Source organism: Mycobacterium colombiense (genome assembly GCF_001672755.1).
In the GTDB taxonomy this organism is placed as follows: domain Bacteria; phylum Actinomycetota; class Actinomycetes; order Mycobacteriales; family Mycobacteriaceae; genus Mycobacterium; species Mycobacterium colombiense_C.
The window spans coordinates 1-16,778 of sequence record NZ_LZKI01000057.1 but is presented as its reverse complement, the minus strand read 5'-3'; the positions used below and the strand labels follow the sequence as shown (position 1 = coordinate 16,778).

Annotated in this window: 15 protein-coding genes and 2 tRNA genes; 7 read left to right on the top strand and 10 right to left on the bottom strand. The window is 67.2% G+C overall.

From position 1 onward, the window contains the following. A partial coding sequence (locus A5708_RS07720; RefSeq protein ID WP_196772561.1) for an NAD(P)-binding domain-containing protein occupies positions 1-471 on the bottom strand: 471 nt, incomplete at its 3' end. A gap of 159 nt (positions 472-630) precedes the next feature. Between A5708_RS07720 and cofC the strand changes: the two genes are divergently transcribed. The 3 genes from cofC (at position 631) to A5708_RS07705 (ending at position 4,606) form a co-directional block, all read left to right on the top strand. Continuing rightward, a complete protein-coding gene (cofC, locus tag A5708_RS07715; RefSeq protein WP_065028054.1) occupies positions 631-1,293 on the top strand; it encodes a 2-phospho-L-lactate guanylyltransferase in 663 nt (220 codons plus the stop codon). A gap of 89 nt (positions 1,294-1,382) precedes the next feature. Then, complete coding sequence (locus A5708_RS07710) at positions 1,383-3,572, top strand: RNA degradosome polyphosphate kinase (protein WP_065028053.1); 2,190 nt, start codon at positions 1,383-1,385, stop codon at positions 3,570-3,572. An 86-nt stretch (positions 3,573-3,658) separates the two neighbouring features. After that, positions 3,659-4,606, top strand: coding sequence for an NUDIX hydrolase (locus A5708_RS07705; RefSeq protein WP_065028052.1), 948 nt, complete (start codon positions 3,659-3,661; stop codon positions 4,604-4,606). 143 nt (positions 4,607-4,749) lie between these two features. Here the strand turns inward: A5708_RS07705 and A5708_RS07700 are convergent, their stop codons facing one another. From A5708_RS07700 to leuC, 3 genes are all read right to left on the bottom strand, one after another. Beyond that, the gene (locus A5708_RS07700) at positions 4,750-5,388 is read right to left on the bottom strand and encodes an HU family DNA-binding protein (RefSeq protein ID WP_065028051.1); all 639 of its coding nucleotides are present in this window, start codon (positions 5,386-5,388) and stop codon (positions 4,750-4,752) included. A 211-nt stretch (positions 5,389-5,599) separates the two neighbouring features. Further along, positions 5,600-6,196 (bottom strand): 3-isopropylmalate dehydratase small subunit, encoded by a 597-nt coding sequence (gene leuD, locus A5708_RS07695; RefSeq protein WP_065028055.1) that lies wholly within the window; start codon positions 6,194-6,196, stop codon positions 5,600-5,602. Positions 6,197-6,223: 27 nt separating this feature from the next. Further along, on the bottom strand, positions 6,224-7,663 hold the full coding sequence (gene leuC / locus A5708_RS07690) for a 3-isopropylmalate dehydratase large subunit (protein ID WP_065028050.1): 1,440 nt from the start codon (positions 7,661-7,663) through the stop codon (positions 6,224-6,226). An 85-nt stretch (positions 7,664-7,748) separates the two neighbouring features. Here leuC and A5708_RS07685 point away from each other — a divergent pair, with 85 nt between their 5' ends. Next, on the top strand, positions 7,749-8,450 hold the full coding sequence (locus A5708_RS07685) for an IclR family transcriptional regulator (RefSeq protein WP_065028049.1): 702 nt from the start codon (positions 7,749-7,751) through the stop codon (positions 8,448-8,450). A 118-nt stretch (positions 8,451-8,568) separates the two neighbouring features. Next, the gene (locus tag A5708_RS07680) at positions 8,569-9,081 is read left to right on the top strand and encodes a pyridoxamine 5'-phosphate oxidase family protein (RefSeq protein WP_065028048.1); all 513 of its coding nucleotides are present in this window, start codon (positions 8,569-8,571) and stop codon (positions 9,079-9,081) included. A gap of 12 nt (positions 9,082-9,093) precedes the next feature. Here the strand turns inward: A5708_RS07680 and A5708_RS07675 are convergent. The 4 genes from A5708_RS07675 to A5708_RS07660 all read right to left on the bottom strand — a co-directional run bounded on the left by A5708_RS07675 (position 9,094) and on the right by A5708_RS07660 (position 11,753). Next, positions 9,094-9,166, bottom strand: a tRNA-Glu gene (locus A5708_RS07675). Positions 9,167-9,249: 83 nt separating this feature from the next. Then, positions 9,250-9,321: transfer RNA gene (locus A5708_RS07670), tRNA-Gln, on the bottom strand. A 150-nt stretch (positions 9,322-9,471) separates the two neighbouring features. Continuing rightward, the gene (gltX, locus tag A5708_RS07665) at positions 9,472-10,950 is read right to left on the bottom strand and encodes a glutamate--tRNA ligase (protein ID WP_081292855.1); all 1,479 of its coding nucleotides are present in this window, start codon (positions 10,948-10,950) and stop codon (positions 9,472-9,474) included. After that, on the bottom strand, positions 10,947-11,753 hold the full coding sequence (locus tag A5708_RS07660) for a fumarylacetoacetate hydrolase family protein (RefSeq protein ID WP_064950747.1): 807 nt from the start codon (positions 11,751-11,753) through the stop codon (positions 10,947-10,949). Before A5708_RS07660 ends, gltX begins: the two co-directional genes overlap by 4 nt. Before the next feature lie 129 nt (positions 11,754-11,882). Here A5708_RS07660 and A5708_RS07655 point away from each other — a divergent pair, with 129 nt between their 5' ends. Continuing rightward, on the top strand, positions 11,883-13,187 hold the full coding sequence (locus A5708_RS07655; RefSeq protein WP_065028046.1) for an MFS transporter: 1,305 nt from the start codon (positions 11,883-11,885) through the stop codon (positions 13,185-13,187). Here the strand turns inward: A5708_RS07655 and A5708_RS07650 are convergent. Together A5708_RS07650 and serA are read right to left on the bottom strand one after the other, a co-directional pair. Further along, complete coding sequence (locus tag A5708_RS07650; RefSeq protein WP_065028045.1) at positions 13,087-14,097, bottom strand: 3-isopropylmalate dehydrogenase; 1,011 nt, start codon at positions 14,095-14,097, stop codon at positions 13,087-13,089. The genes A5708_RS07655 and A5708_RS07650 overlap by 101 nt on opposite strands. Before the next feature lie 49 nt (positions 14,098-14,146). Then, positions 14,147-15,733 carry a phosphoglycerate dehydrogenase gene (gene serA / locus A5708_RS07645; RefSeq protein WP_065028044.1) on the bottom strand — a complete coding sequence of 529 codons (1,587 nt, stop codon included), beginning with the start codon at positions 15,731-15,733 and terminating at the stop codon, positions 14,147-14,149. A gap of 29 nt (positions 15,734-15,762) precedes the next feature. On the opposite strand from serA, the gene A5708_RS07640 reads away from it, so the two are divergent. Beyond that, positions 15,763-16,778: phytoene desaturase family protein (locus A5708_RS07640; RefSeq protein WP_065028043.1), on the top strand; the 1,016-nt coding region annotated here is incomplete at its 3' end.

Below are 16,778 nucleotides of genomic sequence, written 5' to 3'. Positions count from 1 at the left end.
GGCGGGCTGGGATGCGGCGATCTCGCTGGCCAGGTTCGGGCCCGAGATCACCGCGACCTGGGACGGGTCGACGCCGGTGACCGAGACGATGACCTGGCTCATCCGCATCAGCGTGCCCAGCTCGATGCCCTTGGCCAGGCTGACCAGGGTCGCGCCCTCGCGAATCAGCGGCGCCCAGCGCTCCAGGTTGCCGCGCATCGTCTGCGCCGGCACGCCCAGCAACACCGTGGAGGCGTCGCGCAGCGCTTCGGCGGCGTCGGCGGTGGCGCGGATGCCCGGCGGCAACTCCGTGCCGGGCAGGTAGTCAGGGTTGTACCGGGTGGAATTGATCTGCTCGGCGAGCTCGGGTCTGCGGGTCCACAGCGTGACCCTGGCCTCCGGTCCCCCGGCGTCGACCAGCACCTTGGCCAACGCCGTTCCCCACGCGCCGGCACCCATGACCGCGACGGCACCCGATGATGCGCTGGTCATGTACCACCCCCTGTCCGTGGTCGGTGTTGCTCACGCGGCACGCGCAGCCGCTACACCCTAGATCAGCGACGGACCGGGCGTCACGCGAGCCAGCATGTCCCGCGCGATCCCCCCGGCTCGCGAGCGATCCGCGGCGCGGCGCTGGCAGGATGACATCTCATGAGCGGCACACGGGCCGACGGCGCGGCCAACGGCGCAGGCGACGTGGCGCTGATCATCGCCGTCAAGAGGTTGGCCGCGGCCAAGACCAGGCTGGCGCCGGTCTTCTCGGCGCGCACCCGGGAAAGCGTCGTGCTCGCCATGTTGATGGACACGCTGACGGCCGCCGGGCGGGTCCGATCGCTGGGCTCGATCACCGTGATCACGCCCGACGACGCCGCGGCGGCCGCGGCCACGGAGCTGGGCGCCGACGTGCTCGCCGATCCGACGCCCGAGGGCCACCCCGATCCGCTGAACAACGCCATCGCCACCGCGGAGCGCGCGGTGGGCAGTTCATTCGCCAATGTCGTTGCGCTGCAAGGGGATTTACCGGCGCTGCAGACCCAGGAGCTGAACGAGGCGATCGCCGCCGCACGCCAGCACCGGCGCAGCTTCGTCGCCGACCGGCTGGCGACGGGCACCGCCGCACTGTTCGCGTTCGGCAGCCCGCTCGACCCACGATTCGGGTCCGATTCCTCGGCGCGGCACCGCAGTTCGGGCGCGATCGAGCTGACCGGCGCCTGGCCGGGCCTACGGTGCGACGTCGACACTCCCACCGACCTCGCGGCCGCCCGCCGCCTCGGGGTGGGGGCGGCGACCGCCCGGGCCATCGCGCCGCACTGATTTTCGCTCACGCTGGGCAAATCTTTCCGATGGGTTAACGTCGTCCCAACGGCGAATGGATGTCCCTCGAGCGCTAGCAGCATCCGCGCGTGATGAGCAATGATCGCTGTGTGACTGAAATCGAAGCTGAGGCGCGACCCGACGAGAATTTGTGGCATTCAGGCGACTCGGCCGTGGCGGCACCACCGGCTGCGACGCAGGCCGCGCTGACCGATCTGCCGGACGATCGTTACCTCAACCGCGAACTGAGCTGGCTGGACTTCAACGCCCGTGTGCTGGCGCTGGCCGCCGACAACTCGTTGCCGCTGCTGGAACGCGCCAAGTTCCTGGCAATCTTCGCCTCCAACCTCGACGAGTTCTATATGGTGCGCGTCGCCGGCCTCAAACGCCGGGACGAAATGGGGCTGTCGGTTCGCTCCGCCGACGGTTTGACGCCGCGTAAACAGCTTGCCCTCATCGGGGAACAGACTCAGCGGATCGCTACCCGGCATGCGCGGGTGTTCCTCGATTCGGTACGACCGTCCCTCGCCGAGGAAGGTATCCACATCGTCACGTGGGCCGACCTCGATCAGGCCGAACGCGACGAATTGTCGTCCTATTTCACCGAACAGGTCTTCCCCGTCCTGACACCGCTGGCCGTCGATCCCGCGCACCCGTTCCCGTTCGTCAGCGGGCTGAGCTTGAACCTGGCGGTCATGGTGCGCCAACCCGAGGACGGCGGGCAGCACTTCGCGCGAGTCAAGGTGCCCAACAACGTCGATCGCTTCGTCGAGCTCCCCGCCATCGACAGCGCTGACGGCTCGGGGCGCACCGTCATCCGCTACCTGCCGATGGAAGAGCTGATCGCCGCCTTCCTTCCTCTTCTGTTCCCGGGCATGGAAATCGTGGAGCATCACGCTTTCCGCATCACCCGCAACGCAGACATGGAGGTCGAGGAAGACCGCGACGAGGATCTGTTGCAGGCGCTGGAACGGGAATTGGCCCGTCGGCGGTTCGGCCCGCCGGTGCGTCTCGAGATCGCCGACGACATGACCGAGGGCATGCTGGAATTGCTGCTGCGCGAACTCGACGTGCATCCCGGTGACGTCATCGAAGTGCCGGGCCTGCTCGACCTTTCGTCGCTGTGGCAGATCTACGGCCTGGATCGGCCGGCGCTCAAGGACCCGGCGTTCGTGCCGGACACCCACCCCGCCTTCGCCGACCGCGAATCTCCCAAGAGCATCTTCGCGACACTGCGCGAGGGCGACGTCCTGGTGCACCACCCGTACGACTCCTTCTCCACCAGCGTGCAGCGCTTCATCCAGCAGGCCGCCGCCGACCCCAACGTGCTGGCGATCAAACAAACGCTGTACCGCACCTCCGGTGATTCGCCGATCGTGCGGGCGCTGATCGAAGCGGCCGAGGCCGGAAAGCAGGCCGTGGCACTCGTCGAGATCAAGGCGCGCTTCGACGAACAGGCCAACATCCGTTGGGCGCGCGCACTCGAGCAGGCGGGCGTGCATGTGGTGTACGGGCTCGTCGGCCTCAAGACGCACTGCAAAACCTGCTTGGTGGTGCGTCGCGAGGGTTCGGCGATCCGGCGCTACTGCCACATCGGAACCGGCAACTACAACAGCAAGACCGCCCGCCTCTACGAGGATGTCGGTCTGCTGACGGCGAACCCCGACATCGGCGCGGACCTCACCGATTTGTTCAATTCGCTTACCGGCTATTCGCGTAAGGTCTCCTACCGCAATCTGCTGGTGGCACCGCACGGAATTCGCGCCGGCATCATCGAACGCGTCGAACGCGAGATCGAAGCGCACCGCGAACGCGGCAACGGGCGCATCCGCCTGAAGATGAATGCGCTTGTCGATGAGCAGGTGATCGACGCGCTGTACCGCGCCTCGCAGGCGGGGGTGCGGGTCGAGGTCGTGGTGCGCGGCATCTGCGCGCTGCGCCCGGGCGCCGAGGGTTTCTCCGAAAACATTTTCGTCCGCTCCATTCTCGGCCGCTTCCTGGAGCATTCCCGGATCATCCATTTCCGCAACATCAACGAGTTCTGGATCGGCAGTGCGGACATGATGCACCGCAATCTCGATCGGCGCGTGGAGGTGCTCGCTCAGGTCAAGGACCCCAAGCTCACCGCGCAGCTCGACGAATTGTTCGAATCCGCACTGGATCCGTCGACCCGGTGCTGGGAACTGGGGCCCGACGGGCAGTGGACCCCATCGCCACAAGAGGGCCATACCGTGCGTGACCACCAAGTATCGTTGATGGAGCGCCATCGCAGTCCTTAGCTCTGTGCGGTGACTTCCGGTTGTTTCTCCGGGCCGACCGTGGTCAAGCGTGCGGCCCTGACGTGAATTGATCTGCAGGAGTTGAGGTGCCGACCCAGAACTCGTCCACCGCTCGGCGCTCCGGAAGCCGAGTCGTCTATGCCGCCGGAGCGGTGCTGTGGCGACCGGGCAATGCTGCCGCTGACGACCAGGACGTCGAGATCGCCGTCATTCACCGTCCCCGGTATGACGACTGGTCACTGCCCAAAGGCAAGGTGGACCCCGGCGAGACGGCCCCGGTGGCCGCCGTGCGCGAGGTGCACGAGGAGACGGGGCAGCACGCCGTCCTGGGCAGGCGGCTCGACTTGGTGAGCTATCCAATCGACCAGGGCGTCAAAAAGGTTTACTACTGGGCGGCCCGCGCCACCGGCGGCGAATTCGTGCCGGGCAACGAGGTGGACCGGTTGCTCTGGCTTCCGCTCGCCGAGGCGATGCAGAGGCTCGACTACACGCAAGACCGAAAAGTGTTGCGCCACTTCAATAGAAAGCCGGCCGACACGCAAACCGTGTTGGTGGTCCGGCACGGCACGGCCGGCCGCAAATCGCGTTTCTCCGGAGATGACGCCAAACGGCCGCTGGACAAACGGGGCCGTGCGCAGGCCGAGGCGCTGGTCCCACAGCTTCTCGCCTTCGGTGCTTCGGAGGTGTATGCGGCCGACCGGATCCGCTGCCACCAGACCGTGGAACCGCTTGCCGAGGACCTGGGCGTGCCCGTGCAGAACGAGCCCACCCTCACCGAAGAGGCCTATGCCAAGAACCCGAAACGCGGACGCCACCGAATGCTGGACATCGCCGAGCAGAAGGGCACTCCGGTTGTCTGCACGCAGGGCAAGGTGATTCCGGATTTGATCGCGTGGTGGTGCGAGCGCGATGGTGTGCGGCCCGACAAGTCGCGCAACCATAAGGGCAGCACCTGGGTGCTGTCGCTGCTAGACGGGCGATTGGTGGCAGCGGACCACATCGGCGGTGCGCTGGCCGCCAACGTCCGGGCCTAGCACGCCGGCGACCGCCGCTGACGTGACGGCGGCGGCCCGCTGCGCCCGGCTCCCCCGCGCTTGCGACCGCCGCTGACGCACGAATACCCTTCGGGGGCACCGCTGCCGCCCGAAGGGTATTCGTGTCTAGAACTTGACTCCGCTTACTTGCGACCGCGGCGCGCGGTCGTCTTCTTGGCGGGAGCCTTGCGGGCCGGAGCCTTGCTCGCGGCCTTCTTGGCCGGAGCCTTGGTCACGGCCTTCTTGGCCGGAGCCTTCTTGACCGCCGCCTTCTTGGCCGGAGCCTTGGTCGCCGCCTTGCGCACCGGAGCCTTGGTCGCGGCCTTCTTGGCCGGGGCCTTGGTCGCGGCCTTGCGAGCCGGAGCCTTCTTGGCCGCCGCCTTCTTGGCCGGAGCCTTCTTGGCCGCAGCCTTCTTGGCGGGAGCCTTCTTCGCGGCGGTCTTCTTGGCCGCACCACCCGCTACCACACCGCGCTTGACGGCCGGGCCGTCCGACGGGAGGCGCTGTGCGCCAGACACAACCGCTTTGAACTGAGCACCGGGGCGGAACGCCGGGACGGACGTCGGCTTCACCTTCACCGTCTCACCGGTCCGCGGGTTGCGGGCCACCCGCGCTGCGCGGCGCCGCTGCTCGAACACACCGAACCCGGTGATAGTCACGCTGTCGCCCTTGTGTACCGCACGCACAATGGTGTCGACAACATTCTCGACCGCAGCGGTCGCCTGTCGACGGTCCGTGTTCAATTTAGTTGTGAGCACATCAATGAGCTCTGCCTTGTTCATCAATCCCTCCGACACTAGTGGTCCTCGATTTGAACCGACTAGTGGACACGGTAAACCCTCACCCAGCAAATTTCCAAGAGCCACGCGCAATTTCAGGGCAAGGCGTCCGCCGATTTCGCAATCTGGTTGCCGCCCTTGACCGGTGGGGGGCGTCAAAAATCCGCTCGGTTTAGTTAGCCGATCAAGCAGAAAATCGGCGCCGACCGACTACTCAAGAGGTGGGCACAGTACGCGGTTTCCACTCCGGAAACGCCGCTTCGAATGACTCGATTTTGTCGAGTTTCCGCAGCGTAAGGGCGATATCGTCAAGGCCTTCGAGTAGTCGCCATGCCGTGTGGTCGTCAATCTTGAACGGCAGCACCGTCGTTCCCGCGGTGATATTTCGATCTTGAAGATTGACAGTGATTTCCAATCCCGGGCTCTGCTCGATGAGCTTCCAGAGCAGCTCCACGCCGTCCTGAGAAACTTCGGCCGCCAGCAGCCCCGCCTTGCCGGCGTTGCCGCGGAAAATGTCACCGAATCGAGACGAGATGACCACCCGGAACCCGTAGTCCATCAGTGCCCACACCGCGTGCTCGCGCGAAGACCCGGTCCCGAAATCGGGCCCCGCGACTAGCACTGACCCCCGGTCAAAGGGGCTGAGGTTGAGGACGAATGACGGATCCGACCGCCAGCTGGCGAACAAGCCGTCCTCGAAACCGGTTCGGGTGACACGCTTCAAATACACCGCCGGAATGATCTGATCGGTGTCGACATTGGAGCGCCGCAGCGGCACACCGATACCGGTGTGGGTGTGAAATGCTTCCATGCTCATCCCTTCAACAGTCGAATTACGTCAGCTCAAATCGGCTGGAGCAGACAATGTGCCGCGAACGGCCGTCGCCGCGGCAACGGCCGGGGACACCAAATGCGTGCGACCGCCTTTACCCTGGCGCCCTTCGAAGTTGCGGTTGGAGGTCGCGGCGCACCGCTCCCCCGGCGCAAGCTGGTCGGGATTCATCCCCAGGCACATTGAGCAGCCCGCTTGGCGCCATTCGGCGCCCGCGGACGTGAAAACCTCACCCAGCCCTTCGGCTTCGGCCTGCGCGCGCACCCGCATCGAGCCCGGCACCACCAGCATCCGCATCCCGGGCGCGACCTTGCGACCGCGCAGCACGTCGGCGACGACGCGAAGATCTTCGATACGACCGTTGGTACAAGAGCCCACGAACACCGTGTCAACGGCGATGTCGCGCATCGGCGTGCCCGGTCGAAGGTCCATATACGCCAACGCTTTCTCAGCCGCCTGGCGCTGCGCATCGTCGGTCATCAGCTCGGGATCCGGCACCGCGTCGGCCAGCGGAACGCCCTGACCGGGGTTGGTGCCCCAGGTCACGAACGGGCTCAGCGACGCGGCGTCGAGGTAGACCTCGGTGTCGAATTCGGCTCCGGGGTCGGTGTGCAGCTGCCGCCAATAGCTCATCGCCGCATCCCATTGCGCCCCCTGCGGGGCGTGCGGACGGCCGCGCAGGAACTCGAATGTGGTTTCGTCCGGAGCCACCATTCCCGCCCGGGCGCCGGCCTCGATGCTCATATTGCAGACCGTCATCCGGCCTTCCATCGACAGCGATTCGATGGCGCTGCCGCGATATTCGATGACGTGGCCCTGCCCGCCGCCGGTACCGATCTTGGCGATCAGCGCGAGAATGATGTCCTTGGCCGTCACGCCGGCGGGCAGCTGCCCGTCGACATTGACCGCCATCGTCTTGAACGGCCGCAGCGGCAACGTCTGCGTGGCCAGCACGTGCTCGACCTCCGAGGTGCCAATTCCCATGGCCAGCGCGCCGAATGCGCCGTGCGTCGAGGTGTGACTATCCCCACAGACGACCGTCATTCCGGGCTGAGTGAGGCCCAGCTGCGGCCCGACCACGTGCACGATGCCCTGCTCGACGTCGCCCATTGGATATAGCCGCACACCGAATTCGGCACAATTTCGCCGCAACGTCTCGACCTGGGTTCGCGACACCGGGTCGGCAATCGGCTTGTCGATATCCGTGGTCGGAACGTTGTGATCCTCAGTGGCCAGCGTCAAATCGGGGCGGCGCACCGGCCGGCCGGCCAGGCGCAGGCCGTCGAAAGCCTGCGGGCTGGTGACCTCGTGCACCAGATGCAAATCGATGTAGATCAGGTCCGGCTCGCTGGCCCCACCGGATACCACAACGTGGTCATCCCAAACTTTTTCGGCCAGAGTGCGCGGTTTGGTGGCGGCCCCCGCCGCCCCTTGGTCGATTCCCATATCGAACTCGCCTCAATTCGCCTCGTTGGCGGCTCGCCGATCATTCGGGCTGTGATCTCAGAATGCGAGACGCTAGTATCTTCTTGTGAGACAGCATAGCGGTATCGGCGTCCTGGACAAAGCCGTGGGTATCCTCCACACGATCTCCCAATCACCCTGTGGGTTAGCCGAACTGTGTGAGCGGACCTCGTTGCCCCGTGCGACGGCCTACCGGCTCGCCGCCGCCCTCGAAGTGCATCGCCTGCTGGCGCGCGACGACGAAGGACGCTGGCTGCTCGGTCCGGCCGTCACCGAACTCGCGGCCCACGTCAACGATCCGCTGCTGGCCGCCAGCGGCGCGGTGCTGCCGCTGTTGCGCGAAACCACCGGCGAGAGCGTGCAGCTGTACCGCCGCGAGGGCACCGACCGGGTCTGCGTGGCCGCGCTGGAACCCGCTGCGGGCCTTCGCGATACGGTCCCGATCGGGGCGCGGTTGCCGATGACGGCCGGGTCGGGTGCCAAAGTGCTACTGGCCCATAGCGACGCGGCCACCCAGAAAACGGTGCTCGCGACGGCGAAATTCACCGAACGAACCCTGGCCGAGGTGCGGCGGCGGGGCTGGGCCCAAAGCGTGGCCGAGCGCGAGCCGGGCGTGGCGAGTGTGTCGGCGCCGGTGCGCGACGGCCGCGGTGCCGTCGTCGCGGCCATCTCGGTGTCGGGTCCCATCGACCGGATCGGCCGGCGCCCCGGGGTGCGCTGGGCCGCCGACCTTCTGTCCGCCGCCGAGGCACTCACCCGCCGCCTCTGAGCCAGTTCCGGCGGCGAGTGTGCGTCCGGGGCGGTGTAATCGGGAATCTTTCGCCCTGGGTGCACGCTCAACGCCACCAGTGCACACTCACCGCAACTGGCCTGACAGACTGACCGGCATGGGAACCAATCAGCGCGCGAGCATCGTCATGTCCGAAGACGAGATCGCCGATTTCGTCGTGAAAAGCCGCACCGGCACGCTGGCCACCATCGGCGCCGACGGCCAGCCACACCTGACTGCCATGTGGTACGCCGTCGTCGACGGCGAGATCTGGCTGGAGACCAAGGCCAAGTCGCAGAAGGCCATCAACCTCAAGCGCGATCCGCGGGTGAGCTTTCTGATCGAGGACGGCCACACGTACGACACACTCCGCGGGGTGTCCTTCGAAGGCGTGGCCGAGATCGTCGACGATCCCGACGTCTCACACCGCGTCGGCGTCAGCGTCTGGGAGCGCTACACGGGCCCCTACAGCGACGAGATGAAGCCGTTCGTCGAGCAGATGATGAACAAGCGGGTCTGCGTTCGCATCGTGGCCCGTCGGGCTCGTTCGTGGGATCACCGCAAACTCGGCTTGCCGGCCATGCCGGTGGGTGGATCGACAGCACCGGCGGTCCTGGGGACCGGCCAGTAGCTGCGTTATTTGTAGCCCCGATGGGATTCGAACCCACGCTACCGCCGTGAGAGGGCGGCGTCCTAGGCCGCTAGACGACGGGGCCAGAAACGATCCGAGCAGTCAGCATAGCTCACCCCGCTAAGCCCACCTAATCGCTTGAGGCTGGGGGTTTTAGCGAGAGTTTTGCTGGGGTACCAGGACTCGAACCTAGAATGGCTGAACCAGAATCAGCTGTGTTGCCAATTACACCATACCCCATTGGCTGCCTAAAACCGCTGGTCAGCGTCGATTACGGGCTTTCAAAGCTCTTTGGAGTCCGCCGCCGCCAGCCGTTGTCGGCCTTTCGGTAAACCGCAGTGCAGACTACCAAAGTCTCGGCGGACACTTCGCACGCGTGGCCCTGGTCGCTCAAGCGGGGTCCCGCCCGGCCTTCTCGCGCGCGGCCCGCAGTCGCCCCATGCTGCGGTCGCGGCCCAACAGCTCCAGCGACTCGAACAGTGGCGGGCTGATCGTCGTCCCGGTGGCCCCTACCCTGATCGGGCCGAATGCCTTGCGCGGTTTGAGGCCCAGGTCGTCGATGAGCGCGGCCTTGAGCGCGGCCTCGATCTGCGGCGCCGCCCAATCCGTCACGGCGTCCAGCGCGGGCAGCGCCGCGTCCAGCACCGCGGCGCCGTCGGCTCCCAGCTCCTTGGCGGCGGCCTTGGGGTCGAGCGCGTATTCGTCGTCGTTGAGGAACTTCAGCAGGTCCCACGCGTCGCCGAGCACCACGATCCGGGTCTGCACCAGGTCGGCGGCGGTGGCGAAGCCGGCGTCGTCCAATGCGAGGCGATGGCCGTGGACGTTGAGATAGTCGCGCAGCCTGGCGGTGAAGTCGTCGAGCGCCAGCATCCGGATGTGCTCGGCGTTGAGCGCGTCGGCCTTCTTCTGGTCGAAGCGGGCGGGATTGGAGTTGACGTTGACCACATCGAACGCGGCCACCATCTCGTCGAGACTGAACACGTCGTGGTCGTCGGCGATGGCCCAGCCGAGCAACGCGAGATAGTTCAGCAGACCTTCGGGGATGAAGCCGCGGTCGCGGTGCGCGAACAGGTTCGACTGCGGGTCACGCTTGGAGAGTTTTTTGGTTCCCTCTCCCAATACCGTTGGCAGGTGCGCGAACTGCGGGGTCCGCTCGGCCACGCCGATGCGGATCAGCGCCTGATACAGCGCCAGCTGGCGCGGGGTCGACGGCAGCAGATCCTCGCCGCGCAGCACGTGGGTGATCTTCATCAGCGCGTCGTCGCACGGGTTCACCAAGGTGTACAACGGATCTCCGTTGGCGCGGGTCAGGGCGAAATCCGGCACCGACCCGGCCGCGAAGCTGGTGGTGCCGCGAACCAGGTCGTCCCACACGAGGTCTTCGTCGGGCATGCGCAGCCGCACCACGGGTTTGCGGCCCTCGGCCAGGAACGCGGCGCGCTGGGAGTCGGTCAGCTGCCGGTCGAAATTGTCGTAGCCCAGCTTGGGATTACGGCCCGCGGCGACATGGCGCGCCTCGACCTCCTCCGGCGTCGAGAAGGCGTAGTACGCCTCGCCGGCTTCGAGCAGCCGGGCCACCACGTCGTGATAGATCTCACTGCGCTGCGACTGGCGGTACGGCCCGTAGGGTCCGCCCACCTCGGGCCCCTCATCCCAATCCAGGCCGAGCCAGCGCAGCGCGTCGAGCAGCGCCAGATAGCTTTCCTCGCTGTCGCGCTGCGCATCGGTGTCCTCGATGCGAAAGACGAAGGTGCCCCCGGTGTGTCGGGCGTACGCCCAATTGAACAGCGCCGTGCGGACCATTCCGACGTGCGGGGTTCCGGTGGGCGAGGGACAGAATCGGACGCGGACTTGTGCTGGTGCAGTCACGATTTTCCTTTACGGACCACGGGATTGGTGAGGGTGCCGATGCCCTCGATGGTGATGGAAACGGTGTCGCCGTCCTCGATGGGCCCGACGCCCGCCGGCGTGCCGGTGAGGATGATGTCGCCGGGCAGCAGGGTCATCACCGCCGAAATCCACTCGACGATCGACCCGATGTCGTGGATCAGCAGCGAGGTACGGCTGTGCTGCTTGACGTCGCCGTTGACCTCGGTGCGCAATTCCAGATCGCCGGGATCCAGCGGTTTGAGGTCGGTGACGATCCACGGTCCCACCGGGCAGAAGGTGTCATGCCCTTTGGCTCTGGTCCACTGTCCATCGGATTTTTGTTGATCGCGCGCCGAGACGTCGTTGCCGATGGTGTAGCCGAGGATGTTCTCCGCCGCCTGGGCTGCCGAGACGTCCTTGCAGGGCCGGCCGATGACCACTCCCAGCTCGCCCTCGAAGTGCACCGGTGATGCGTTGGCCGGCAACCGAATCGGCACGTTCGGCCCGATGATCGCGGTGTTGGGCTTGAGGAAGATCACCGGATCCACCGGAGCGGGGCCGGTCATGTCCTTCATCTCGGCAATGTGATCGGCGTAGTTCTTCCCGACACACACCACCTTGCTGGCCAGTATCGGGGCGAGCAGCCGGACGTCGGCCAGCGGCCATGAACGGCCCGTGAAGTTCGGCGTGCCGAATGGATGTTCGGCGATCTCGCGCGCGATCATCTCGGCTGGGTCGTTGAGGTCACCTTCGATACTGACGAAGGCGACACCGTCCGGGCTGGCGATTCGACCAAGGCGCATTTGGATGAGCCTAGTCTGGCGACGATTCACGCCGTGACTGCCCGAGGAGCAGCCTGACCATCCCAACCAGTGACGGGCGACGGCCCAAGTCCTGCCCCTAAATTTCCCGCCGGTATGCAAGCATGGGGAATGCAGTCCGACCCGGCCGCGACGCCCGAAATCGGCACGGGCGCCCGCTGGTCGATCATGATCGTTTCACTGCTGGCAACGGCAAGCTCGTTCCTCTTCATCAACGGCGTCGCGTTCCTCATCCCGTCGCTGCAAGGCGCGCGCGGAATCCGGCTCGACGAGGCCGGTCTGCTCGCCTCGATGCCCAGCTGGGGCATGGTGGTCACACTGGTGCTCTGGGGATACGTGCTCGACCGGGTCGGCGAGCGGGTGGTGATGACCACGGGCTCGGCGCTCACCGCGATAGCCGCCTACGCCGCGGCGTCGGCACATTCGATGGTGATGATCGCCGTCTACCTCTTCCTCGGCGGTATGGCCGCCGCCAGCTGCAATACGGCCGGCGGGCGGCTGGTGTCCGCCTGGTTCCCACCGCACCAGCGCGGGCTGGCCATGGGCATCCGCCAGACCGCGCAGCCGCTGGGAATCGCCTTGGGCGCGATGATAATTCCCGAGCTCGCCGAACACGGGCCGCAGGCCGGCCTGCGGTTCACCGCGCTGGCGTGCGCTTTCGGAGCGGTAGTGAGCGTCGTCGGAATCGTCGACCCGCCGCGCAAACCCCGCGCCAGTGCCAGCGATCAGGAACTCGCCAGCCCGTATCGAGGGTCGTTGACACTATGGCGAATTCACGCGGTGGCGGGCCTGATGATGATGCCGCAAACGGTCACGGTGACGTTCATGCTGGTGTGGCTGATCAAGAACCTGCACTGGTCGGTCGCGGCCGCCGGCGGATTGGTCACCCTGTCGCAGCTGCTCGGGGCGCTCGGCCGCGTGGCCGTGGGCCGCTGGTCCGATCGACTCGGCTCACGCATGCGGCCGGTGCGCTACATCGCGGCCGCCGCCGTGCTGACCCTGTTGCTGCTGGCGTGGGCCGACTACATGAACTCTCAGTGGCAGGCGGGGCTGATGGTCGCCATCTCGGTGGTAGCGGTACTCGACAACGGGTTAGAGGCCACGGCCATCACCGAATTCGCCGGCCCCTACTGGAGCGGGCGCGCCCTGGGCATCCAGAACACCACCCAGCGGATGATGGCCGCCGCCGGTCCCCCGCTGTTCGGTGCATTGATCTCGGCCGCGAAGTATCCACCGGCGTGGATGTTGTGCGCGTTGTTTCCGCTGGCGGCGGTGCCGCTGGTGCCGACGCGGCTGGTGCCGCCCGGCCTGGAGACTAGAGCCCGGCAGCAATCCGTTCGCCGACTTCGGTGGTGGCGCGCCGTCCGTCCCCACGCGTTGCCAGATACTGCTCGACGGCCCGGTCCACCCGCGTAGCGGCGGCGTCCTCACCGAGGTGGGCGAGCAGCAGCGCCACCGACATGATGGCAGCGGTCGGATCGGCGATGCCCTGGCCCGCAATGTCCGGCGCACTGCCGTGGACGGGCTCGAACATCGACGGATTGGTCCGGGTGCCGTCGATATTTCCACTGGCCGCCAAGCCAATTCCACCGCACACCGCCGCCGACAGGTCGGTGATGATGTCGCCGAACAAGTTGTCGGTGACGATCACGTCGAAGCGGCCCGGGTCGGTGACCATGAAGATGGTCGCGGCGTCGATGTGTTGATACGCCACCTCGACGTCGGGATAGTCGCGTCCGACCTCGGCCACGATCCGCGACCACAGCCTGCCTGCGAAGGTCAGCACGTTGGTTTTGTGCACCAGCGTCAAGTGCTTTCGGCGCCGCTGGGCCCGCTCGAATGCGTCGGCCACCACCCGGCGCACGCCGAAAGCCGTGTTCTGGCTTACCTCGGTGGCGACTTCGTTGGGCGTTCCGACGCGGATCGCGCCGCCGGTGCCGGTGTAGGGCCCTTCGGTTCCCTCGCGCACCACCACGAAGTCGATGTCGGGGTTGCCGGCCAGCGGGCTGTTCACTCCCGGATACAGCCGGCCCGGCCGCAGGTTGATGTGATGGTCCAGCTCGAAACGCAGGCGCAGCAACAACCCTCGCTCCAGCACGCCGCTGGGCACCGACGGGTCACCGATGGCCCCGAGCAGAATGGCGTCATGCGCGCGCAGCTCGTCGACGACCGAGTCCGGCAGTAGCTCACCGGTGGCGTGGTAGCGCCGCGCACCCAGGTCGTAGCTGGTCTTGTCCACCCCGGGCAGCACCGTGTCCAGGACTTTGATGGCTTCGGAAACGACTTCGGGCCCGATCCCGTCGCCCTCGATCACCGCCAACTTCATCGGCGCCGCTCCTCCTCATCGCTGCGCTCTGCATCGTCGCCGGCGCACTTCACGACAGATCAACCACCTCAAGCTTGTTGGCGCCGACGGCCGCGCCGATTTCGGCCCGCACATCACCCGGCACGTCGCGGTCCAGGCGCAGCAGGATCGTCGCACCCGGGCCCTCGGCGTCCTCGGAGAGTTGCGCGGCTTCGATGTTCACTCCGGCCGAACCCAGCAGGGTGCCGATCTTGCCGAGCGCGCCGGGCTGGTCGACGTAGTTGATCACCAGGTTGGTGCCCCGGGCGCGCAGATCGAAGTTGCGCCCGTTGATCTGCACGATCTTCTCCACCAGCTGCGGCCCGGACAGGGTGCCGGCGACGTTGACGGCGGTGCCGTCGTGCGCAACCGCGCGTACGTCGACCACGCTGCGGTGGTTCGGGCTTTCCGACGCGGTGCCGATTTCGGCGGTGATGCCGCGTTCTTCGGCCAGCGCCGGGGCGTTGACGAACGTCACCGGCCCCTCGACGACGGCCGAGAACAACCCGCGCAGCGCCGAAAGTTTAAGCACCTCAACATCTTCGGAGGCAAGTTCGCCGCGCACCTGCACCGACAAGGACACCGGCGGGCCGTCGGACAGCGTGGCGGCCAGCACCCCGAGCTTGCGCACCAGGTCCAGCCATGGCGCCACCTCCTCGTTGACCACCCCGCCGCCGACGTTGACCGCGTCGGGAACGAATTCCCCGGCCAGGGCGAGCTTCACGCTTGCCGCGACGTCGGTGCCGGCCCGGTCCTGCGCCTCTTCGGTCGATGCGCCCAGATGCGGTGTGACCACCACCTGCGGCAGCTCGAACAGCGGGCTGTCGGTGCATGGCTCCTTGGAGAAGACGTCCAGGCCGGCCGCGCGCACGTGGCCGCTGCGCACCGCATCGGCCAGCGCGGCCTCGTCCACCAGGCCACCGCGGGCGGCGTTGACGATGATGACGCCTGGCTTGGTCTTGGCCAGCGCGTCCTTGTCGATCAGGCCCGCGGTTTCGGGCGTCTTCGGCAGGTGGACGGAGATGAAGTCGGCTCGGCCCAACAGTTCGTCGAGCGTCAGCAGTTCGATGCCCAGCTGCGCGGCGCGCGCCGGCGACACGTAGGGGTCGTAGGCGATCAGGTGGGTACCGAAGGCGCTGAGCCGCTGGGCCACCAGCTGCCCGATCCGGCCCAGGCCCACCACCCCGACCGTCTTGCCGAAGATCTCGGTGCCCGAGAAGGACGATCGCTTCCAGGCATGCTCGCGCAGCGAGGCATCCGCGGAAGGAACCTGGCGGGCCGCGGAGAGCAGCAGCGCCAGCGCGTGCTCGGCGGCGCTGTGGATGTTCGAGGTCGGCGCGTTGACCACCAGCACACCGCGCTCGGTGGCGGCGTTGACGTCGACGTTGTCCAGGCCTACCCCGGCGCGGGCGACGATCTTCAGCTTGGGGGCGGCCGCCAGCACCTCGGCGTCGACCGTGGTGGCCGAACGCACCAGCAGCGCATCGGCCTCCGGCACGGCCGCCAGCAGCTTCTCCCGATCCGGGCCGTCTACCCAGCGCACCTCGACCTGGTCGCCCAGGGCGGCGACGGTGGATTCGGCGAGCTTGTCGGCAATGAGTACAACAGGCAGATTCACCCGGCCAGCCTATCGGCTGTAATTGACGCGTGGACGTCACCATCGTCGGCAGCGGACCCAACGGGTTGACCGCTGCCGTAATCTGCGCCCGGGCCGGCCTGAAAGTGCAGGTCGTCGAAGCTGAACCCACGTTCGGCGGGGGTGCGCGCACGGCGGCTGACATCGAGTTCCCAGCGGTTTCACACGACATCTGCTCCGCCGTGCACCCGTTGGCGCTGGCGTCGCCGTTCTTCAAGGAGTTCGACCTGCCCGCTCGCGGCGTCCGGCTGGCGGTGCCCGAGATTTCGTACGCCAACCCGCTGCCCGGGCGCCCCGCGGTCATCGCCTACCGCGACCTGGACCGCACTTGCGCCGAACTCGAGCAGGGCGCGTCCTTCGGACGCCTGCTCGGCCCGCTGGTCGAGCGGTCCGACGATGTGGTGGCCCTGCTGCTGGGCGACAAGAGGTCGGTGCCGAACTCGCTGCCGGCGGCGCTGCAACTGGGGCTGCGGATGCTGGCCCAGGGCACCCCGGCATGGGGGACGCTGGCCGGCGAGGACGCCCGCGCGCTGTTCACCGGCGTTGCCGCGCATATCATTTCGCGCATGCCGTCGCTGACCGCGGCCGGCGCCGGGTTGATGCTGGCCACCCTCGCGCATTCGGTCGGCTGGCCGATTCCGGTGGGCGGCAGCCAGGCGATCACCGACGCCCTCATCGCCGACCTGCGCGCGCACGGAGGCGAACTCACGGCGGGCACCGAGGTGACGGAGCCGCCCGGCCCCCCGGGCTCAGTCGTCGCCTTCGACACCGCGCCGACCGCGCTGCTGCGCATCTACGGCGACGCCCTGCCCACTCGCTACGCTAAGGCGTTGCGGCGCTACGCCTTTGGCCCCGGGGTCGCCAAGGTCGACTTCGTGCTGGGCGACGAGATCCCGTGGTCGGATCGCCGGCTGCGGCAGGCCCCCACTCTGCATCTCGGCGGCACCCGGGCGCAGATGGCTCGCGCCGAGGCCGACATCGCCGCGGGCCGGCACGCGCAGTGGCCCATGGTGCTGGCCGCGTCGCC

Bases quoted from the DNA above. Each gene is read 5' to 3' on its own strand.
- cofC (WP_065028054.1), top strand. From the start codon at position 631: ATGAGCGGCACACGGGCCGACGGCGCGGCCAACGGCGCAGGCGACGTG.
- A5708_RS07700 (WP_065028051.1), bottom strand. From the start codon at position 5,388: ATGAACAAGGCAGAGCTCATTGATGTGCTCACAACTAAATTGAACACG.
- leuD (WP_065028055.1), bottom strand. From the start codon at position 6,196: ATGGAAGCATTTCACACCCACACCGGTATCGGTGTGCCGCTGCGGCGC.
- leuC (WP_065028050.1), bottom strand. From the start codon at position 7,663: ATGGGAATCGACCAAGGGGCGGCGGGGGCCGCCACCAAACCGCGCACT.
- A5708_RS07680 (WP_065028048.1), top strand. From the start codon at position 8,569: ATGGGAACCAATCAGCGCGCGAGCATCGTCATGTCCGAAGACGAGATC.
- A5708_RS07660 (WP_064950747.1), bottom strand. From the start codon at position 11,753: ATGCGCCTTGGTCGAATCGCCAGCCCGGACGGTGTCGCCTTCGTCAGT.
- A5708_RS07655 (WP_065028046.1), top strand. From the start codon at position 11,883: ATGCAGTCCGACCCGGCCGCGACGCCCGAAATCGGCACGGGCGCCCGC.
- A5708_RS07650 (WP_065028045.1), bottom strand. From the start codon at position 14,097: ATGAAGTTGGCGGTGATCGAGGGCGACGGGATCGGGCCCGAAGTCGTT.